Consider the following 19169-nt stretch of genomic DNA (forward strand, 5'->3'; position numbering starts at 1 on the left):
CACCGCACGGCGCAAGGCGTTCCCGCAGCGCACACTCACAAAAAACGTGATGAAAGGTTGATTGGCCGACGCACTGAGCCCCCCTTGCAGGACTGAGCGAACCCAGCCCTGCAAAAGCTGCCCTGCGGCGCTCAGGCCGCGATGGCGACCGCCCGTGGCCGCGCCACGCCGGTCTTGGTGACTCCCGGCAGCGGCGGCGCCTTCGTGCCGGTCGCATGCGGGAAATACTGCAGCTGCATGGAATGCATGTAGCCGGCTTCCGCGGTCCAGGAGTCGTTCGCCTCGACGATCGGCGTGATCGTGAACAGATCCGGATTGCTCGGCGCAATCGACGTATAGGTCGGGATCGCTGCGCTGAGCCACTCGAGCGGTTTGTAGATCGAGTAGTAGTTGGTGTCCTTCAGGACCGGCGCCGGCGGCGGATAGGTACCGAGAATTCCGTTCAGGTTGGCCCAGGCCATCGGCACGATGTCGTTGCTGTTGACCGCCGCGTAATAGGTGTAGCTCTTTGCGAAGGTCGTCGCGAAGCCCGCGTTCCACATCGTCGGAGCCGCGAAGGTGTGCGGCCACAGCGTGAACGTCAGCGACGAGTTCAGCTTCGGCAACTGGTCCTGCAGCCACGCCGTCGCCACCACGGCGAGCGCGCCGCCGAGGCTGTGCCCGGTCACCATCAGTTGCAGGTTCTGCTTGGCCGCAAGGCCGCGCAGATAGTCCAGCAGCGACAGGTCCGTCGTGGGATCGGTGAGCGCGATGACCAGCGCCAGCGCGTCGTTGATTCCGGCGCTGATCTGCAGCGGCGCTCCGGCCTGCTGCGGATACAGCCACGGCACCTGGAAGACAGCATCGGCATCGGCGAGCACGTTCTCGAACGCGCCGGCGACCGAGCCATCGACATCGGTGCCGCGGAACGCCACCGCGTAGCTGCCGTCGTTGCCTTGCGCGACGTAGGCGAGCACGCCGTTGTTGACCGCCGGGCCCCAGCATAGCGACCACGGACCGTTCGCCGCACCCGATGGGACGGACTTCAGCATCGCCACGAAATCGCTCGGCTGAACCACATCGAGCGCGTCGTCGATATAGGCGAAGTAGGACAGATACGCTGCAGCAACCTTGTTGAGGGCCATGTGAAATCTCTCTGGCTTGAATGATGAAAACAATTTCGATCAAATCGGGCAGGCAGACCATGATCCGCCGGCCCGCCGGGATGATAGACCGCGTTATCTCCAGGTGCACATCACAACATGTTCAACCCCTGATCATCGAACGTCACCGTGGAGCTGCGACACGCAATGATCGCATCTCATTTGCGCGCCGCCCCTCCCATTGCTATGGCGCAGGGCTGTCGCAGGACGACACGCCTCGACGATCATCAGCTCCTCGCCACGCTCACCCCGCGCCCGGATGCCATATTCTCTCGTCATCTTCGATCTCGACGGCACCCTCGCCGACAGCTTCCCGTGGTTTCGCACCCACGTGAACGTCGTCGCGCAGCGCTTCGGCTTTCGTCAGGTGAAGGACGAGGACATCGACGGGCTCCGCCATGCCTCGACCCGTGAGATCCTCGATTTCCTTCAGGTGCCGCGCTGGAAGCTGCCCTTCATCGCGCGCCACGTGCGCCGACTGAAGACGGCGCATGCAGCGAGCATCCCGCTGTTTGCAGGCGTCGACATCATGCTCGACACGCTTGCCGCGAACGGCACCATGCTCGCATTGGTGTCGTCGGACAGCGAGGCCAACGCGCGGCAGAAGCTCGGATCGCGCGCCGGTCTGTTCGCCGATTTCGATTGCTCGGCCTCGGTGTTCGGCAAGGCACGGAAGTTTCGCCGGGTGCTGAAGCGGCTGCGCGTCGACCCAGCCCAGGCCATCGCGATCGGCGACGAGACCCGCGACATCGAGGCGGCGCGCGCCGCCGGCATCGCCTTCGGCGCGGTGACATGGGGCTATGCCGCGGAGCAGGCGTTGCGCGACCACCAGCCGGAGATGCTGTTCACCCGGATGGACGAGATCGTGGAGCGGTTGGTGGTGCCCGCCAGACGAGATTCGTAGCCTGCATCAGCGCCGCCGGCGACATGCAGGGATAGTGACGAGCCTCGATAACCTCACCGCGTCATTGCGAGCGCAGCGAAGCAGTCCAGAGTCTTCGCGCGGCCTCGATTGCTTCGCTGCGCCGCTGCGCTCGCAGTGACGGAGGCTGCAGATGCAACTCCATTTCCGCCACCGGCGGACCTGCTCACCGCCGCAGGAACGCGCCGAATGCGCGCGGACCGTCGCCGACCTTGATCTCTCCGGTGACCTTCAGCGCGGCCACGTCGATGACGCTCAGAATGTTGCTCTCCCAATTGGCGACGATGACGCGCTGGCCGTCGGCGGTCGCCTCGATGCCCTCCGGATAGTCGCCGACGCTAATGCGCTTGAGCGGCTGCAGGCTCGCCAGGTCGAACACGCTGACCGTGCCGTCATACTGGTCGGTGGCGAAGCCCCTGCCCTGCGCCAGCGCCACCGCATAGGGCCGCAAACCGGTCTTGACCCGGCCGATCTCGCGGCGCTCGGCGAGGTCGATCACCGAGACGTCGTTGGAGGCGACATTTGCCGTGTAGGCGCGCTTGCCCTCGGCGTCGATGGTGACACCGAACGGCCGCGTGCCGACCTTGATGGTCGCAAGGCGCTGGCGCGTCGCCGTGTCGATCACCGAGACCATGTCGTCATCGCGGTCGGCGGAGAGCAGCAGCTTGCCGTCTTGTGTCACCGCAAGCCCCGACGGCGAGGCGCCGACCGCGATGCTGCCGGTCACGGTCCGGGTCTTCGCATCGATCACGCGGATTGCGGCGTTGTACCAGTCTGCGACGTAGACCGTCGAACCGTCCGGCGTCACGGCAATGCCGAGCGGCCCGCCACCGACCTCGACCCGTCCAACCACCTTTCGCGCGACAGCGTCGACGACGCTCACGCTCTTGTCGTCCGGGCTCGCCACATAGGCGAAGCGTCCGTCGGCAGCCACCGCGACGCCGGCCGGCTTGCCGCCGATCGGGATCGTCGCCACCGGCTTCGAGGTCGCGAGGTCGACGATCGTCAGATCGTCGCTGAGCTGGTTGGTGACGAAGGCCTCCTCGGCATGGGCGATGATTGTGGCGGACGCGAGCAAGATACCGGACAAAAGCGCACGGAGATGATGCGGGAGACGATGCGCGCTGGCTTGGCATCTGCCCATGGACGGAAATGCGATCGCATATGGCAATCGGAGTTTGGCGCTCGTCTGCGCCAAGACCGCCATGGCCGGGTTGCTCGCAGCAGTCCGGTGAGATGGAGAGCGCCGACCAAGCAACATCGTCAATCCACGCTAGCTCCCGCTTTCCACCTTCTTCTTCAACCCTTCGAGTCCAGCCTTGTACAGGCCGGTCACCGCATTGACCGCAGCCTCGTCGTTCAGTTCCGGCGGCGGATCGTTGTTGGGGAAGCCGCGGTAGAACGCGCCGGTCCATTCGACCACGCTGCCCTTGCCGTCCGCGCTCGGCGTCACCGCGATGGTCGACGAGTAGTTCGTCACCGGCAGCACCTTCACGTCGACGGCGGTGATACGGTACGAATAGCTCATCTTCTCGGCGTCGTATTTGTAGAGCTCCTCGTCGACGGTAGCGCCGCCCTTCAGGGTCAGCTTGCGCGTGGCGCCAATCTCGTTGCCCTTGTCGCCCGCGGTCTTGTCGACGACGCCGAGCCAGCTCATGTCCTGGAAGTTGCCGATCACGGCCCACACCTTGGCGGGCGCGGCGTTGATCTCGACGTGCTCCTGCACCTTGCGCCGGGTCGGACCATGCGCATCCGCTGTGGTCAGGGCCGTCGTTGCGATCGCGAGCGCCGCCGTCACGGCCAGCGCCTTGCCGAACACCATCCTCATGTCGTTTCCTCAGTCACTCTCATTGGCCGGCGCATCCGGCGCGCGGCGGCGCATCTTTGCACCGCTCCCGATTGTTGCAACAAAAAAGACCGTGTCGTGGCCGATCAATTCGCGCCGCAGCAGCGCTTGTATTTCTGGCCGGAACCGCAGGGACAGGGGTCGTTGCGGCCGACCCTGCCGAACGACGCGAAGGGATTGGGCTGCCGGGCGAAGCTGGTGGACGCGGGCAGCGGAGCCCCGCTCTGCCGGTATTGATGCAGCGTCAGCACCGCCTCGCGGATATTCTGGGGCGCGTTGCGACTGAGATTTCGATATTCGACGGGATCCGGGTTCTCGTCGAGAGTTGCACCGATCATCATCATCAGACCGACCGCAGCCATGGCGACTTCGCCGCCCACCCGCTCATACGCATCGAACCTGTCACGACGCAGGTTCGTGGCCGCCGCGAAGCCGTCGATCCACAGCTCCCAGACGACCTCGCCGTTGAAGCCGTCGATGGGAAAGCGCGGCTGGTACTGCTCCGGATGATGCGCGAGCGTCAGCGCGATCTCCCGGTGATAGTCCATGACCAGCCCGAGCACCTCGTTGGCATGGTCGATGCTGGTGAACACGGAGCGACGGCCCTTGCCGAGCCCGAAGGCCGCCGCGAACCATTCGCCCGGCGGAATCGGCTCAGGGAGCACGAGCAGGCCGGCGATGAAGCCGTCGAGCTCCTCCAGCACCATGGCGCGATCATCCAGGGCCAGGAGCGCCTGTTCGAGCTTGTCGTGGCGACCGATCTGCTCCGGCATGCAGCCCCTCTTCCTTCGCTCCTGTCACGTTCCGAGTCGCCCGACGGGCACGGCGCGCACATGGCCGAGCCACGACGCGGCCGTTTTGACACCAAAACGGCCATGCGCGCAAAACCTAAATTTGCGCACGGGATCAGCGGCATCACCCTTGTCCAGTCCTGCCGTGAAAAATATTCCTGTTTCGCCATTTCGGAATTTCTGTTTTCCTGCATGCGTCCTGTCCTCACGAGAGGGGCGCTTCGCGGTCGTCACGGGCGTGGAGGGCGGGATGCGATGGACGTCACGGGCCCGGCGCTTTTGCGCAGACGACGGGTTTTGTGGCGGACGGCGAAATCGTGTGGTCCTGACCTCCCGACGCTGAGGTCAAGTGGGTGTCGATGCCTTCAAGGCGTCGCGCCGATGACGGTGGCCAGAAGGCCCGGCGCACCGAGGAGAGCGCGTATAAGCCGGTAGAAACCGTCGCGCAGGGAAGGCCGGTGGCGGGCTCAAGCGGTGGTCGCAACACCAAGTGTTTTCATTCGTGACAGCAGCTCGTCAAGCGCTTCTGCTGGAGTTTTCCATCCTAGCGTCTTTCTCGGTCGGGAATTGAGCGCTGCGGCCACGGCGGCGATCTCGTCAGCATCGTAGACGCTCAGATCGGTACCTTTCGGGAAGTACTGCCGCAGCAGGCCATTCGTGTTCTCGTTCGTGCCACGTTGCCAGGGGCTTCTTGGATCGCAGAAGTAGATCTGAAGGTCTGTATCGATCTTGAGGTCACTGTGTTGAGCCATTTCGGTCCCCTGATCCCAGGTTAGCGAGCGGCGGAGTTCTTTGGGCAAGGTGACGATGGTGCGCGTGATCGCATCGCGTACCGCTTCAGCTCCGTGTCCGGAGAGCGCAGGCCCACCCTTCGTACGTGGGCCATCGTCAAACCCCGGCAGCCGTGGAAGGTGCAGGAGCATTGTAAACCGCGTGCTGCGTTCGACCAGCGTGCCGATTGCCGAGCTGGCGGAGCCGACGATCAGATCTCCTTCCCAATGTCCCGGCACAGCTCGATCCGCGACTTCGGCCGGACGCTCACTGATCATGATCTCTGGCGATATGAAGCCTTTGCTGCGCTTCCGCGTACGCGCTCGGGGCACGCGCAGCGCACGTCCCGTTCGCAAACAGGACGACAACTCGCGTTTCAGCGCTCCTCGGCCCTGAACAAAAAGCGCCTGGTAAATGGCTTCGTGGCTGATGCGCATCGCCTCGTCATCCGGGAAGTCGATCGGTAAGCGCCGGGCAATCTGCTCGGGACTCCACGCTTTCGTCCACCCCTGATCCTGGCTAGAGCCCGCACGACCGGCCTTCCGCCGAACGCCGCCTGGAGGTGCGACAAACCCTGCAAGCCGCTCTTCAACATAAGCGCGCAAGGCGGCGTTGCTTGCAAGCTTGCTCGGCTTAGGACGCCGGGCCGATCGATCTGCATGCCACTGGGCGGCCGTCGCCCGATAGGCCATCTTGCCGCCGTGCGTGGCCGCATTGCGATCGAGTTCACGGGAGATGGTCGAGGGAGATCGATTGAGACGCCGCGCTATCTCTCGTACAGAATGGCGCTGCGCATTCAGCAGCGCAATCTCTTCGCGCTCAGAAAAAGAGAGGTGCCGTCCGGAGAGCGGCTTCGCTGAAGGTCGGAACATTGCCGGTGCCACGCCGCCCGCTTTTCGAAATAATCGGGGGCCGACAGCATCCGATAATCCAGCAGCCAGCGCAGCATTCTCGCTGTTCAACCCAGCGGCAATCCCACGCCAAAATTTCTGCTGTTCCGCACGCCCCGCAACTGGTGGGCGCCCCAATGATCCCAGCTTGCCCCGCGTTGACCGTTTCTTTCGAATGCCCATCGCAACCTCCTCATCGAGTGTTGCGACGACCAATTGAATCCGCCGGTTGTTCGGCCAATCCTGTGGTTCCTGCCGCCTGCATTTTTTTCGCAGGCGGGCCATGGGTGCGGCCTGCACCCGGCCTTCCCTGCGCCCTCTCACTGAGGAGGGCGGAATGAACGTCAAAGCTCGGGTGCACCTGGCACGGCGAGAACGCGAAGTCATGTCTCTCCGTCATCGCGAGGAGCAAAGCGACGAAGCGATCCAGAGTCCTCGTGGGTCCTGGATGGCTTCGCTTCGCTCGCAATGACGGCCGAGCAGGCTTCGCTCTGCTCACCTATCATCCCGGCCTCACTCCGCCAGCACCGCCCGCACGAAGCCGTCGGGGTCGGCGCAGAACTCGCGCATCGCCTTGAAATGATCCGTGTCCTGCACCGCGACCTTCTCCAGGCCGTATTTGGTCAGCCGCAACAGGGTCGCGCCGGGATAGGCCATCAGGACCGGCGAATGCGTCGCCATCAGCACCTGGCAATGGCTGGAGTCATCCATGCGCCGCATCAGCTTCAGGAACTCGATCTGGCGCGCCGGCGACAGTGCCGATTCCGGCTCGTCGAAAATGTAGATGCCCTGGCGCTGGCAGCGTTCCTCGAAGAAGCGCAGGAACCCCTCGCCATGCGAATGGGACAGGAAGTCGGGCGGCGGCCCGCCGAACGGATCGTCCAGTGCGGCCTGATCGAGATAGCGCGCCACCGAAAAGAAGCTCTCGGCGCGGAAGAACCAGCCTTGCGTGATCTTCGGCAACCAACTCGCGCGCAGCGCGGCGGCGAGTGCGCCGCCCATACGCTCGATCGCACGCCCATGGTCGACCGGCATGTAACCCTTGCCGCCGCCAGCTTCGTCGTAGCCCGCGAGCGCGGCAATGCCTTCGAGCAGGGTCGATTTGCCGGTGCCGTTCTCGCCGACAATGATGGTGATGGCGTTGGTGAAGCTGAGCTCGAACGCGTCCTGCAGGAACGGCAGGCAAAACGGATAGGCCGCGCGATCGGAGATCTTCGCCGGATCGAGCCACAGCCGCTTCAGATAAGGGGCCGGCAGCCGGATCTCGCGTTGCTTCCTCGCCATGACGCCTTCACAACCTCGGTGACATCACCGGCAATCTCGCACATCGCGCCCGCATCGGCCACCGGCCCACGCGGGCTACGCCACGACCTCCAGCACCAGCTCCATCGTCATCAGCACCGGATTGTCGCCGCGGACGAGGCGCCCCCGCGCGAGCGCGCCGGTGTAGTCGACCAGCGCGACGTCAACAGTGGCTTCAAGGCCGTCGTCGCCCGGCGCGATCGCGCCGGCGGTGATCGTCAGCTCCGTCGCGAACGGCTCGACAACGACGCCGTCCTCGAAGCGCGCCCCGATGGTCGAGCCGACGCCGCCGCGAATGCGCGCTTTGCTGATCCCCTGCGCCCGGCAGAATGCTTCCAGGCAACCGGCGAAATCCTGGTTCGGCCGCAGCCGGAGCGCGAAGGCGCGGCAGTCCGTCGTGGCGCCGCTTGGTGCGGCCGCTACCGGCCCGAACAGCTTGAAGCCGGTCTCGACGTCCGGCTCTGCCGTGAAGATCGCGCCGTCGAGCCCGAAGGCGTCGACCTCGAACGGCTCGGCGACGATGGTCTCCTCCGGCAGGATGTGCCCGCCGCCGTCGCGGCTCCCCTCCTCCATCCACAGCGCGTGGCAATGGAAGAATGGCGCGCCGTCGCGCACGCCGAGCGTCATCGTCCCCGTCGACAGGCGCGTCACACCGGCGGGACGATAGGTGTCGCTGTAGAACGCGGCATGATCCGCCGTCTTCGACAGCGCCGGCATCACATAGGCGAACGGTCCGAGCGCACCGCCTTTGATATCGAGCACACCGCCGGCAAAGCCATTGGCCGCAAAGCCGCGGCGCGCGGCGTCCAAGAGCGGCAACCCCTGCTCCATGGTGAAGGTGAACACACGGCCGCGGGCCTCGACCCACTGGATGCGATCCGCGACGGGCGCACCGGGCTGGGTGATGGATCGCATCACGCGTCAGCCCTGCCTGGTGAGATCGAGCAGGCCGCGCGCCTCGAGCTCGTCGCGCACCAGACGCTTCGGAATCTTGCCATAGCCCGATTTGGGCAACGCGTCCCAGAAGAAAAAGCGCTTCGGCATCTTGTAGCGCGGCAGCTTGGTGGCGAGATAGCCGGCGATCGCGCTCTCACTCGGCGCGGCCGCACCTTCGCGCGCCACGCAGACGGCAACACCGACCTCGCCCCACACCGGATCGGGCACGCCGAGCACCGCGACCTCGCCGATGTCGGGATGCGTCAGGATCTTTTCCTCGACTTCGCGCGGATAGATGTTGGAGCCACCGGAGATGTACATGTCCGAGGCGCGGCCGGTGATGTAGACGAAGCCCTGCGCATCCATGTGGCCGAGATCGCCGGTGCGAAACCAGCCGTCGCGAAATGCCTTCGCATTGGCGTCGGGATTGTCGTAGTAGCCCGCGAACACGGCCGGACCGATGACGCAGATCTCGCCGGTCTCGCCCGGCTTCAGCTCGCGTCCCTGATCGTCCTGGATCGAGACCTGCATGCCCGTGCGCTCATAGCCGCAGGTGCCGATCCGCGCCTCCGGTCCATCCTCTTCCTCGTGCGCCGCGGCCGGGAACACAGTGATGTTGCCGGTGACCTCGCCGAGGCCGAAATACTGCACGATCACCTTGCCGAGCCGCGCCAGCGCGCGCTTCTGGTCCTCGCGATACATCGGCGCGCCGGCATAGATCACGTGGCGCAGCGAGGAGTGATCGAACTGGTCGACCGCGGGATGCTCGACCATCATCTTCAGGATGGTCGGGACCGTGAACAGGTTGCTGACGCGATGCATCTCGATCAGGCGGAAGGCTTCGGTGATGTCGAACTTCTCGCTCGGCAGCAGCACGGTCTTGGCGCCGCGCGCGCTCTGCATCAGCTGGTGCACGCCGGCGCCGTGCGACAGCGGCGCCACGACGAGAGACGCGTCGTACTCGGTCGTGCCCGGCGTCAGATCCGCGAGATGATTGGTGATGACGAACGCCATCTGGCCATGCGTCAGCACCGCCGCCTTGGAGCGACCGGTCGTGCCGGAGGTGAAGAAGAACCAGCAGGGATCGTCATGCTCGACGGCCGCGTTCGCGACGTGTGCGCCGACATGCGCCTTCATTGCGTCGGCCACGGCCCCCGTGCCGAAGCTGCCGCCTTCACCGATGCGCCAGGTAAAGTCAGCAGTCGTCACTGCGGCAGCATGATCCGGAAAGTCGCCGTGGCAGAGAAACGCCTTCGCGCCCGAGGCGGTCGCGAGATAGGCGACCTCGTCCGGCATCAGTCGGAAATTGGTGGGCACCCAGACCGCGCCGAGCCGGAACGCGGCGAACATCGAGACGAACATCTCCTCGCAGTTCTTGGAGTGCACCAGAATGCGATCGCCCTTGGCGATCCCCTGCTCGGCCAGCGCCGCCGCGAGCGCCGAGACCATCGCGTCGATTTCGCGCCAGGTCCACGACCTCTCGCCCCAGACGAAGCCGACGCGGTCGCCGAGCCGGCGGCCATTTTGCGTGACGATATGCGCGAGGTTCATCACCCGGCGGGACATGCGCAGGGGTGCCGGTGTCATCGACAATCTCTCGCGCCGCTGCTGCTGACGAACAGACCCATGGAAGCGTCCCCTCGATCGATCCTTCAGGCGATCTCAGCCGCCCGATACCTTTGGGCCTGTTTATCCCGGTCCTGCTCGCCCTCGCAAGGCCGGCCTCCCCATCCCACCCATGCGGTGGCGTGTTTCGAACGGATGCGGATGCCGCGCGACAAACCGTGGCCGGCCGCGCATTTCTTCATATCACCGCGCGCCGAATCTGATTTGAGGACAACCATGATCGATCGTCGCTTCCTGCTTCTCGGCCTCGCTGGCGTGCTCGCCGCTTCTCCGCTGCACGCGCAGGCGCCTGCTTCCAGCGAGCCTGTCGGCATCATGACTGCGATCTACACCCGCGTCGCCAAGGGCAAGGGGGAGGATGGCGGCACCTTCGTCATCGAGGACAAGGCAGCGCGCGCGAAATATCTGTCGAAGTCGCTGGCCGCCCAATGGGCGAAGATGGACGCCCGCACGCCCAAGGGCGAGGTCGGGGCGATCGATTTCGATCCCGTCACGAATTCGCAGGATCCCGATGTCGCCTCGTTCAAGGTGACGTCGGAAATGCAGGACGGCGACAAGGCAACCGTCGCGGTCAGTATTCGCGGCCACCGGACCGAGCGCAAGGAACAGGCCGACGACATCATCCGTTACGACCTCGTGCGCGAAGCGGGCCAATGGAAGATCGACGACATCCGGGGGGCGGTCGATGGCAAGCCATGGTCGATCCGTGCACTGCTGGCGGAGTTCCTCAAGATCACCGAGAAACCTAAACGAAAGTAGAGGCGCATGACTGATGTCCGTGACAACAAGGCCGGGAGCCGCTTCGAGCTCGACATCAACGGCCACGTCGCGTTTGCCAATTACCGGGCCACGCCGCAGGGGGTGATCATCACCCACACCGAGACCCCGCTACCGCTGCGAGGCCGCGGCATCGGTTCGCAGCTCGTGGAAGGTGCCCTCGCGCTGATCCGCGCCGACGGCCGCAAGGTCATCGCGGGCTGCAGCTTCGTCGCCGACTACCTCCGAGACCATCCGGAGAACCGGGACATCATGGCCTGATGGGCCGTGGAATTACCGGGCGAGACGATTGGACGGCGCGCCTTAACGCAATGGCTACCTAGATGAATCAGCAATCCCCCGCCGAGCAAGCAACCAGACCCATGGGGAGAGGCAGATGTTCATCACAGCCATTTTCGACGTTCTCAAGCGCTACGTTCACTACCGCACGCAGCTCGCCTATCTCGACCAGCTCGACGAGCGCACGCTGCGCGACATCGGCTTCGACCGCGACCAGCTGCATGCGGAGGCCTGGGAACGCGCCGGCTTCGTGCACGTCTGAGGCGCTGGCACAGCCTCACGCCAGACGCGATCCAAGACGACAAAGGCCCGCACGATGGCGGGCCTTTCGCTTCTTGTTCTTGCCGTGAGCGGCGCACGCTCAGTGCTTGATCTCCGGCGGCAGTTTGCCGCCATTGGCGGCGAGCTTGCTCATCACCTGCTTGTGCAGCCACACGTTCATGCTGGCGGAGTCGTTGGTGTCGCCGCCATAGCCGAGCTCCTTGGCGAGCTCCTTGCGCGCAGCGAGGCTCGAATCGATATCGAGCGCCTTCATCAGGTCGACGATCGAGGTTCGCCACTCCAGCTTCTCGTGCTTGGCAGCCGCCGCCTTGTCGACGATCGCAGCCACATCGACATTTTGCGGCGCAGCAGCCGGGGCCGCCGTCGGGGACGCAGCCGCGCCGCCTGCCGGCGCGGCACCGCCCGCGGCGGGCGTGCTGCCGCCGGCCGGTGCCGCCTCGGCATGATGGCCGAAAATCGCGCCCATGATCTTTCCGAAAATGCTCATCAATGGCTCCCAATGGATGGTGATCGTAAGAAGAACTCGGCCGGCGGTGTTCCGTTGCAGAGACGCCCGTCGGAGCCGCTCCGCCACCGCCGTGGCCTGCCAAACGCGAACACGGCGACGAATGTGAAGCTTACCCAAGGCGGAATGACGGCGGAACGACTTTATTGGACCATGCTCAAGCTTCTGCGTGGGCGTAGCAGGCCAATGCACTGCGACATTCACAGCCCTCACCGAGGCGTGAGTAGGCGTAGGCTGTTTTGCCACTATCCTGATGACTTCCGTTCGCGAATGGCCGCCCCGAGGTTCGTCGCGTCTGGCCATCCGCGAATTTGTTCCAACGAGAAGCGCAGCCCGCCTGCGTGGTTGGGAAGCGCCCTACGCAGTTTGAGGGAGCACACGACGATGGCTACCTACCACAGCAATGCTGCCTCCCACGTTCGGGCGGCAGACGAGGTCGCGGCTGAGCTGACGATTCGCACGATCGACATGTCGAGCCTGATGCGTGCGCTGCGGCTCGGCTGGGATGACTTCAAGGCGGTGCCGAGTCACGCCGTGATGCTATGTGCGATCTATCCGGTTCTCGGCCTGGTGCTGGCGCGCGTAGTGTTCGGCTATGCGGTGGTGCCGCTGTTGTTTCCGCTGGCGGCCGGCTTCGCCCTGCTCGGCCCGTTCGCCGCGCTCGGTCTCTATGAGCTCAGCAGCCGCCGTGACCGCGGCGAGGACACCAGTGCCTGGGATGCCCTGGAGGTGCTGCGGTCGCCGTCGTTCGGCTCGATGCTCGGACTGGGCACGCTGCTGCTCGCGCTGTTCGTCACCTGGGTCGCGACCGCGCAGGCGATCTACGTCGCAGTGTTCGGCTATGGCGGCGCGACCGGTGTCAGTGATTTCCTGCAGCGGGTCTTCACTACGCCGCAAGGCTGGTGGCTGATCGCGGTCGGCTGTGGCGCAGGCTTCCTGTTCGCGTTGCTGGCGCTGTGCCTCAGCATCGTGTCCTTCCCATTGATGCTCGACCGTCACGCCGGAGCGCTCGAAGCGGTCGTCACCTCGCTGCGCGTGGCGGCCAAGAATCCAGTTCCGGTTGCGGCCTGGGGCCTCATCGTCGCAGTGCTTCTGGTGGCCGGCACGATCCCGTTCTTCCTCGGTCTCGCCGTCGTGATCCCGGTGCTCGGCCACGCCACCTGGCATCTCTACCGTGAGGCCATCGCGATCCACCCCGACGCCACCCGGATCGTGCCGCCGGTCCCCCGCAGCTCCAAGCCCGCGGCCGATTTCCCGGCGAACCTGTTCCCATGGCGCTCGCGTGACCAGATGTGAGGACGCAGCGATGAGTTTTCACTGCCGCCGGCCTCCGGGCCGGCGGTCGCGTCGAGGGGCCGCAGAGTGTGGCGGCGCTCACGAAATCCGACGCCAATGTGATCGAAAGGCCTTGCTGCTGCCGCGGTTACGCCCGACATGGAGCACGCCCAGCAACGCTTTTTGAATCCATTGCCGTCCAGGTGTTTCGATGATTGCTCGCGTTCTCGCCGTGTCCGCTCTGGCCTGTCTCGCTGCCCTTACCCCCCTGTTAGCGCCAGCGCACGCCGCGGTACCTTGCGGCAACGGCAATTTCGACGGCTGGCTCGCCGAGTTCAAGACCGAGGCTGCAGCCAAGGGCATCTCGCAAAACACGATCAATGCGGCGCTGACGGGCGTGACGCCGGACCAAAGCGTGCTGAACCGCGACCGCGGTCAGAAGGTGTTCAGCCAGACCTTCGAGGAGTTCTCCGGGCGCATGGTGCCGCCGCGCCTGACCCGCGGCTCCAACATGCTGAAGCAATACGGCTCGGTGCTGTCGCGGATCGAGCAGAGCTACGGCGTGCCCGGCGAGGTGCTGGTCGCGATCTGGGGCCTCGAGACCGATTTCGGCGTCAATGTCGGCAAGTTCCCGACCATCCGTGCGCTCGCGACCTTGGCCTATGACTGCCGCCGCGCCGAGCAGTTTCGCGGCGAGTTGCTGGATGCGCTGCGGATCGTCGACCGCGGCGATCTCCAGCCGGCCGAGATGCGCGGCGCCTGGGCCGGCGAGATCGGACAGACCCAGTTCATGCCGTCGTCCTGGATCAAATATGCCGTCGATTTCGACGGCAATGGCCGGCGCGACCTGATCCGCAGCGCGCCCGACGTTCTCGCCTCCACGGCGAACTATTTGAAGGGCTATGGCTGGCAGAAGGGCAAGGACTGGGAGCCCGGCGGCCCGAATTTTGCGGTCATCCAGCAGTGGAACAAGAGCGAGGTCTATGCGCGGACGATCGCGACCTTCGCGACGCAGCTGGCGCGGGCGCCATAGCCTGCCCGGAAAAAGGCCGATCGCGGTGACGCGATCGGCCCTTGGTTCAACGATGCGAACGACTGACGCGCTACTTGATCATCCCGGCCTGCATCGCCTTCGTCAGATGAACGCTGCAGGCGCCCATCTTGCCGCTCAGCAGCGCATCCTGGGCCGCCGCGATCTCTCGCTGTGCCGTGTATCTGGCATCGCCATCAGCCATCGCCTCGATCGCCGTCTCAGTCTTCTCCAGGTTGGCCCCGCTGCAGCCGGCGCCGTGCATCCGCGCCGCCTGAGCCGGACCGAACGCGGTCATCGCCGCGATGACGAGCGCGGCCCCCAACAGTTTGCTGTTCATTGTTTTTCCTCGCTGGTGCGACGGCGCAGGCATCATTGCCGGACGCCGCGACAATTTGTCGCACCACCGCGATATTCTCGCGAAATGAAATCACTGCGAGCCGCGCGTGATCGTGGACATCGGTTCACCGTCGCGACATCAAAGAGTGAATAAAAATTCACGCCGATCGACCCATGCACTTCGTCGGGGCTCGCGAGATGCTCAACGCCTAACGGCTTCACAGCCGTGGTGGCAGGCTATCGATCGGGCTTTTCAAACGAACGATTGAAAAACAGCATGATTACGGAGGTTTCCGACAGATCCGCCCCCTCTGATCCCCCTGCCCGATTCTTACCCAAGCGTTACCCAAGCTATGCGCCGGAGGTTTAGCTGCATCGCAACATCAGCGCTTCCGCATCGCAACAATCTCTTCTATGTTCATTTCAACGATGAGGTTCCAATGAAGAACTGAATCGTGAACTAAAGGAGATTTCTCATGTTGCTCTCGCTCATCCGCATGGTTCAGGCGTTCCGTGAGTATCAGCGCAACGTTGCCGAGCTGTCGCAGCTCAGCGATCGCGAACTCGCCGACATCGGTCTCGATCGCTCGGACATCCCGCGCGTTGCCGCCGGTCACTACAACGGCTGATCGGCCTTCTTCCGATATCTACCGGACATCGCCCGCCTCGCTGCGGGCGTTGCCGCATCTAGGCCTGGCGCAGCGAAACTCATGCGCCCGCTTTCTCGCGCCGAGCCTCATTGGCGCATTTGCAGCGCTCGGGAAAAGCGCTACCTGTCCCGCGCATGACAGGCTCCAAATCACCTTCGAATACCGTCCACGTTGTCGGTGCCGGCCTCGCCGGCTCTGAAGCCGCTTGGCAGCTCGCCGAGGCTGGAGTCGATGTGGTGCTGCACGAGATGCGGCCGGACCGCATGACCGAGGCGCACCGAACCGCCACCGCGGCCGAACTGGTGTGCTCGAACTCTTTCCGCTCCGACGATGCGGCCAACAACGCCGTCGGCCTGCTGCATGCCGAGATGCGCCGGCTGGGCTCGCTGATCATGCGCGCTGCCGACGCCAATCAGGTTCCGGCCGGTGGCGCATTGGCCGTCGACCGCGACGGCTTCTCGGCGGCCGTCGCAGCGGCTCTCGAAGGGCATCCACGCATCGCGCTGCGCCGCGGCGAAGTTACCGGCTTGCCGCCGGCGGAGTGGGATCGCGTCATTGTCGCCACCGGTCCCCTCACCTCGCAGCCGCTCGCCGAGGCCATCCGTGACCTGACCGACGAGACGGCGCTTGCTTTCTTCGACGCCATTGCGCCGATCGTGCACAAGGACACGATCGACATGACCAAGGCGTGGTTCCAGTCGCGTTACGACAAGGTCGGTCCGGGCGGCACGGGTGCTGACTACATCAACTGTCCGATGACGAAGGAGCAGTACGACGCCTTCGTCGCGGCGCTGCTCGCCGGCGAGAAGACCGACTTCAAGGAGTGGGAGACCAACACGCCCTATTTCGACGGCTGCCTGCCGGTCGAAGTAATGGCCGAGCGCGGCCACGAGACGCTGCGTCACGGCCCGATGAAGCCGGTCGGCCTGACCAATCCGCACAATCCGACGGTCAAGCCCTACGCGATCGTGCAGCTGCGCCAGGACAACAAGCTCGGCACGCTCTACAACATGGTCGGATTCCAGACGAAGCTGAAATACGGCCCGCAGCAGCAGATCTTCCGCACCATCCCTGGCCTCGAGAACGCGGAATTCGCGCGGCTCGGGGGTCTGCATCGCAACACCTTCCTCAACTCGCCGAAGCTGCTCGATGCGCAGCTCCGCCTGCGCGTCCAGCCACGGCTGCGCTTTGCCGGCCAGATGACGGGATGCGAGGGGTATGTGGAATCGGCGAGCATCGGCCTGATCGCCGGCCTCTACGCCGCCGCCGAGGTGCGTGGCGCCAATCTGCTGCCGCCACCACCAACCACAGCGCTCGGTGCCCTGCTCGGCCATATCACCGGCGGCCACATCGAGACGATCGACGGTGCGACGCGCTCGTTCCAGCCCATGAACATCAATTTCGGTCTGTTCCCGCCGCTGGCGACAACCCCGACCCGCAAGCCGGACGGCACGCGGCTGAAGGGCAACGAGAAGACGGTGGCGAAGAAGCAGGCGATGAGCGCCCGCGCGCTGGCCGATCTCGACCGCTGGATCGCCGAGCACCTGCCCGTCGCGGCCGCTGCGTGAGAGCCCCATGAGTTTGCCGAAGACTGATTTCGCCGTGCTGGCGGCGCGCTGGAGCGAAGGCGTTCTGCTCAAGCGCGACGTGTTCTCGACCGTCGAGCGCGGCCGCTTCAAGAGCGAGGCCGGTGACGTCGACGCCGTGCTGCGCCGGCTCGATGAGGTGCCGTGGTGGTCGTTCGTGCTGGCGCGGCATTTGTTCGCGCGCGAGTGCAAGGCGCTGATGCGCGCCAAGGGGCTCAACGCCGGCCCTGATCTGCTATGGGCTGGGGATCGCGCGCTGGTCCGCGGCTTCATCAATGGCGTGGCGCTGCATCTGGCCAAGCCGCACGGCAACGTCGCCTATTTCCGCTCGGCCAAGCGGATGATGCGCCGGCTGCATCGCGCCGGAATCACGCACAACGATCTCGCCAAGGAGCAGAATTGGCTCGTCGGTCACGACGGCCATTGCTACGTCACCGATTTTCAGTTGGCCGCCTGCTTCGAGAGCCGCAGCCGGCTGTTCCGGATCGCGGCCTATGAGGACCTGCGTCATCTGCTCAAGCATAAGCGGAGTTACGCGCCCGAGGCGCTGACGCCGAAGGAGCGCAAGATCCTGGCACGCAAATCGCTGTTCGCGCGCGTCTGGCTGATGACTGGCAAGAAGGTGTATCGCGCCGTCACGCGCGGCATCTTCAATTTCACCGACCGCGAGGGTGGCGGACGACGTCTGGTCAACGATGCGCCGGTGCTGATGGACATGATCCGGAAGAACCCGGCCGTGCGCGACGCGGCGATCGTTGCCTTCGCAGACCGCCGGACCGGCGTCGGGCTCTATGCGTTCGTCGAGGGAGAGCAGCCGACGCTTGAAACTCAGCTGCAAAACGAGCTTGCTTCAGCCAAGGGCCCGAAGCCGCCGGAGCATATCCAGGTCGTGCATGCCCTGCCGCGCGACGCCAGCGGCAGGCCACGCACTGAACTGTTGCAGCTGGTCGCGATGAACCAGATCGACCTGATCGAACCGATGCTCACGAGCGACAGCGATCGCGCTTTCCTCAAGGACATCCTGGACTCGCGCAAGAACCTGCGCGACCGGTTCAATTTCGAGGCGGACCTGAACCTGCCTTCGGCCTGAGCGGACGAGACTTCGCGGACCGACCATTGTATCCTTTGGTTGCAATGTCGTTTGGGAGGATTGGCAATGAACGTCGAAACCCGCGCGGCCACAACGTCTCGGTCGTCGAACATCGAGATTATCCCGACCGGCCGGCAACTCGGTGCCGAGATTCGACATGTCGATCTCAAGCATCTGGACGATGCGGGCTTCAGCTCCCTGCTCCGTGCCTTTCACACGCACTCCGTTTTGCTGGTGCGCGGCCAGGGTCTGACGGACCAGGACTTGATCGCCTTCAGCCGCCGCTTCGGTGATCTCGACTGGGCGCCGGTGCAGGAGAACGGGCGCCGCTTCGTCGACGGTCTACCCGAAATCTATATCGTCTCGAACGTGAAGGTGAATGGCGAGGCGATCGGCAGCCTCGGCGCGGGCGAAGCGGTGTGGCATACGGACATGTCGTATCTCGACACGCCGCCGATCGCGAGCGCGCTCTACGCGCTGGAAATTCCCCCCGTCGGCGGCAACACGTCGTTCTGCAGCATGTATGCCGTGTACGACGCGCTTCCTCCTGAACTGAAGCGCCGCGTCGCAGATCTGAAGATCAAGCACGACGGCACCTACAACAGCGGCGGCTTCGTCCGACAGGGCGTAACGCCGACCGATGATCCGCGCACATCGCCGGGCGCGATCCATCCGCTGGTCTGCACGCATCCCGATTCCGGCCTGCGGATGCTTTATCTCGGCCGCCGGCGCAATGCCTATCTGGTCGGCCTCGAGCTCGCCGAGTCGGAAGCATTGCTCGACGCGTTGTGGGCCTATGTTGCCCGTCCGGAATTCTCCTGGGAGCATGTCTGGAAGGTCGGAGATCTCGTCATCTGGGACAATCGCTGCACCATGCATCGGCGCGATCCGTTCGATGATCATGCGCGGCGAATCATGCATCGGACCCAGATCAAGGGAACAGATCGCCCACACTGATTCGCTTGCGCGCGGGATCAGCACGATCAAGCGCCAGATTGCCTGCGAATGAGTTGCAGGTTGCTGGATATTTCCTCGCGCATCGCCTTGAAGCGTCCAACTTCCGACTCAGAGCGGCAGAGTGTGCCGACAATCGGCAGATCGTGCCGCGATCCTTCCGCGAATTGCCTCCG

General features: G+C 64.7%; 20 protein-coding genes. 10 read left to right on the forward strand and 10 right to left on the reverse strand.

Going from position 1 to position 19169, the window contains the following annotated elements; translation table 11 throughout:
• Window positions 1–131 precede the first annotated feature (131 nt).
• A complete protein-coding gene (locus QW887_RS04710) occupies window positions 132–1124 on the reverse strand; it encodes a lipase family protein (protein WP_316194205.1) in 993 nt (330 codons plus the stop codon).
• Between the two features lie 277 nt (window positions 1125–1401).
• Between QW887_RS04710 and QW887_RS04715 the strand changes: the two genes are divergently transcribed.
• Window positions 1402–2046: an HAD hydrolase-like protein gene (locus QW887_RS04715; RefSeq protein ID WP_316188286.1), complete on the forward strand. Its 645-nt coding sequence runs from the start codon at window positions 1402–1404 to the stop codon at window positions 2044–2046.
• A gap of 184 nt (window positions 2047–2230) precedes the next feature.
• Here QW887_RS04715 and QW887_RS04720 read toward each other — a convergent pair whose 3' ends face one another.
• The 7 genes from QW887_RS04720 to QW887_RS04750 all read right to left on the reverse strand — a co-directional run bounded on the left by QW887_RS04720 (window position 2231) and on the right by QW887_RS04750 (window position 10187).
• Entirely contained in the window at window positions 2231–3208 is a 978-nt protein-coding gene (locus QW887_RS04720) for a cytochrome D1 domain-containing protein (protein ID WP_316165340.1), read from the reverse strand.
• 129 nt (window positions 3209–3337) lie between these two features.
• Window positions 3338–3892: an SRPBCC family protein gene (locus tag QW887_RS04725; RefSeq protein WP_316165339.1), complete on the reverse strand. Its 555-nt coding sequence runs from the start codon at window positions 3890–3892 to the stop codon at window positions 3338–3340.
• 104 nt (window positions 3893–3996) lie between these two features.
• Window positions 3997–4683, reverse strand: coding sequence for a UPF0149 family protein (locus QW887_RS04730; protein ID WP_316165338.1), 687 nt, complete (start codon window positions 4681–4683; stop codon window positions 3997–3999).
• Window positions 4684–5168: 485 nt separating this feature from the next.
• Complete coding sequence (locus QW887_RS04735) at window positions 5169–6545, reverse strand: IS30 family transposase (protein ID WP_316194234.1); 1377 nt, start codon at window positions 6543–6545, stop codon at window positions 5169–5171.
• 330 nt (window positions 6546–6875) lie between these two features.
• A complete protein-coding gene (locus tag QW887_RS04740; protein WP_316194206.1) occupies window positions 6876–7646 on the reverse strand; it encodes an AAA family ATPase in 771 nt (256 codons plus the stop codon).
• A 75-nt stretch (window positions 7647–7721) separates the two neighbouring features.
• A complete protein-coding gene (locus QW887_RS04745) occupies window positions 7722–8579 on the reverse strand; it encodes a PCC domain-containing protein (RefSeq protein WP_316194207.1) in 858 nt (285 codons plus the stop codon).
• A 6-nt stretch (window positions 8580–8585) separates the two neighbouring features.
• Window positions 8586–10187, reverse strand: coding sequence for an acyl-CoA synthetase (locus tag QW887_RS04750; protein ID WP_316188285.1), 1602 nt, complete (start codon window positions 10185–10187; stop codon window positions 8586–8588).
• Between the two features lie 255 nt (window positions 10188–10442).
• On the opposite strand from QW887_RS04750, the gene QW887_RS04755 reads away from it, so the two are divergent.
• The 3 genes from QW887_RS04755 to QW887_RS04765 all read left to right on the forward strand — a co-directional run bounded on the left by QW887_RS04755 (window position 10443) and on the right by QW887_RS04765 (window position 11544).
• On the forward strand, window positions 10443–10985 hold the full coding sequence (locus tag QW887_RS04755) for a DUF3828 domain-containing protein (RefSeq protein WP_315827630.1): 543 nt from the start codon (window positions 10443–10445) through the stop codon (window positions 10983–10985).
• A 6-nt stretch (window positions 10986–10991) separates the two neighbouring features.
• The gene (locus tag QW887_RS04760) at window positions 10992–11264 is read left to right on the forward strand and encodes a GNAT family N-acetyltransferase (protein WP_315711742.1); all 273 of its coding nucleotides are present in this window, start codon (window positions 10992–10994) and stop codon (window positions 11262–11264) included.
• 115 nt (window positions 11265–11379) lie between these two features.
• The gene (locus QW887_RS04765; RefSeq protein ID WP_315751025.1) at window positions 11380–11544 is read left to right on the forward strand and encodes a DUF1127 domain-containing protein; all 165 of its coding nucleotides are present in this window, start codon (window positions 11380–11382) and stop codon (window positions 11542–11544) included.
• Window positions 11545–11643: 99 nt separating this feature from the next.
• Here the strand turns inward: QW887_RS04765 and QW887_RS04770 are convergent, their stop codons facing one another.
• Window positions 11644–12051: a DUF3597 domain-containing protein gene (locus tag QW887_RS04770; RefSeq protein WP_316194208.1), complete on the reverse strand. Its 408-nt coding sequence runs from the start codon at window positions 12049–12051 to the stop codon at window positions 11644–11646.
• A gap of 402 nt (window positions 12052–12453) precedes the next feature.
• Here QW887_RS04770 and QW887_RS04775 point away from each other — a divergent pair, with 402 nt between their 5' ends.
• A complete protein-coding gene (locus QW887_RS04775; protein ID WP_315751023.1) occupies window positions 12454–13365 on the forward strand; it encodes a DUF2189 domain-containing protein in 912 nt (303 codons plus the stop codon).
• A gap of 190 nt (window positions 13366–13555) precedes the next feature.
• Window positions 13556–14377 carry a lytic murein transglycosylase gene (locus tag QW887_RS04780; RefSeq protein ID WP_316194209.1) on the forward strand — a complete coding sequence of 274 codons (822 nt, stop codon included), beginning with the start codon at window positions 13556–13558 and terminating at the stop codon, window positions 14375–14377.
• A 70-nt stretch (window positions 14378–14447) separates the two neighbouring features.
• Here the strand turns inward: QW887_RS04780 and QW887_RS04785 are convergent, their stop codons facing one another.
• Entirely contained in the window at window positions 14448–14714 is a 267-nt protein-coding gene (locus tag QW887_RS04785; protein ID WP_315712608.1) for a hypothetical protein, read from the reverse strand.
• Between the two features lie 475 nt (window positions 14715–15189).
• Between QW887_RS04785 and QW887_RS04790 the strand changes: the two genes are divergently transcribed.
• From QW887_RS04790 to QW887_RS04805, 4 genes are all read left to right on the forward strand, one after another.
• Entirely contained in the window at window positions 15190–15342 is a 153-nt protein-coding gene (locus QW887_RS04790; RefSeq protein ID WP_006614327.1) for a DUF1127 domain-containing protein, read from the forward strand.
• 155 nt (window positions 15343–15497) lie between these two features.
• Window positions 15498–16931 carry a methylenetetrahydrofolate--tRNA-(uracil(54)-C(5))-methyltransferase (FADH(2)-oxidizing) TrmFO gene (gene trmFO, locus QW887_RS04795; RefSeq protein WP_315711734.1) on the forward strand — a complete coding sequence of 478 codons (1434 nt, stop codon included), beginning with the start codon at window positions 15498–15500 and terminating at the stop codon, window positions 16929–16931.
• Between the two features lie 7 nt (window positions 16932–16938).
• Entirely contained in the window at window positions 16939–18039 is a 1101-nt protein-coding gene (locus tag QW887_RS04800) for a serine/threonine protein kinase (RefSeq protein ID WP_316194210.1), read from the forward strand.
• Window positions 18040–18105: 66 nt separating this feature from the next.
• Window positions 18106–18996, forward strand: coding sequence for a TauD/TfdA family dioxygenase (locus QW887_RS04805; protein WP_315751018.1), 891 nt, complete (start codon window positions 18106–18108; stop codon window positions 18994–18996).
• Window positions 18997–19169: the final 173 nt, after the last annotated feature.

This window comes from Bradyrhizobium sp. SZCCHNRI3052, assembly GCF_032484895.1.
In the GTDB taxonomy this organism is placed as follows: Bacteria; Pseudomonadota; Alphaproteobacteria; order Rhizobiales; family Xanthobacteraceae; genus Bradyrhizobium.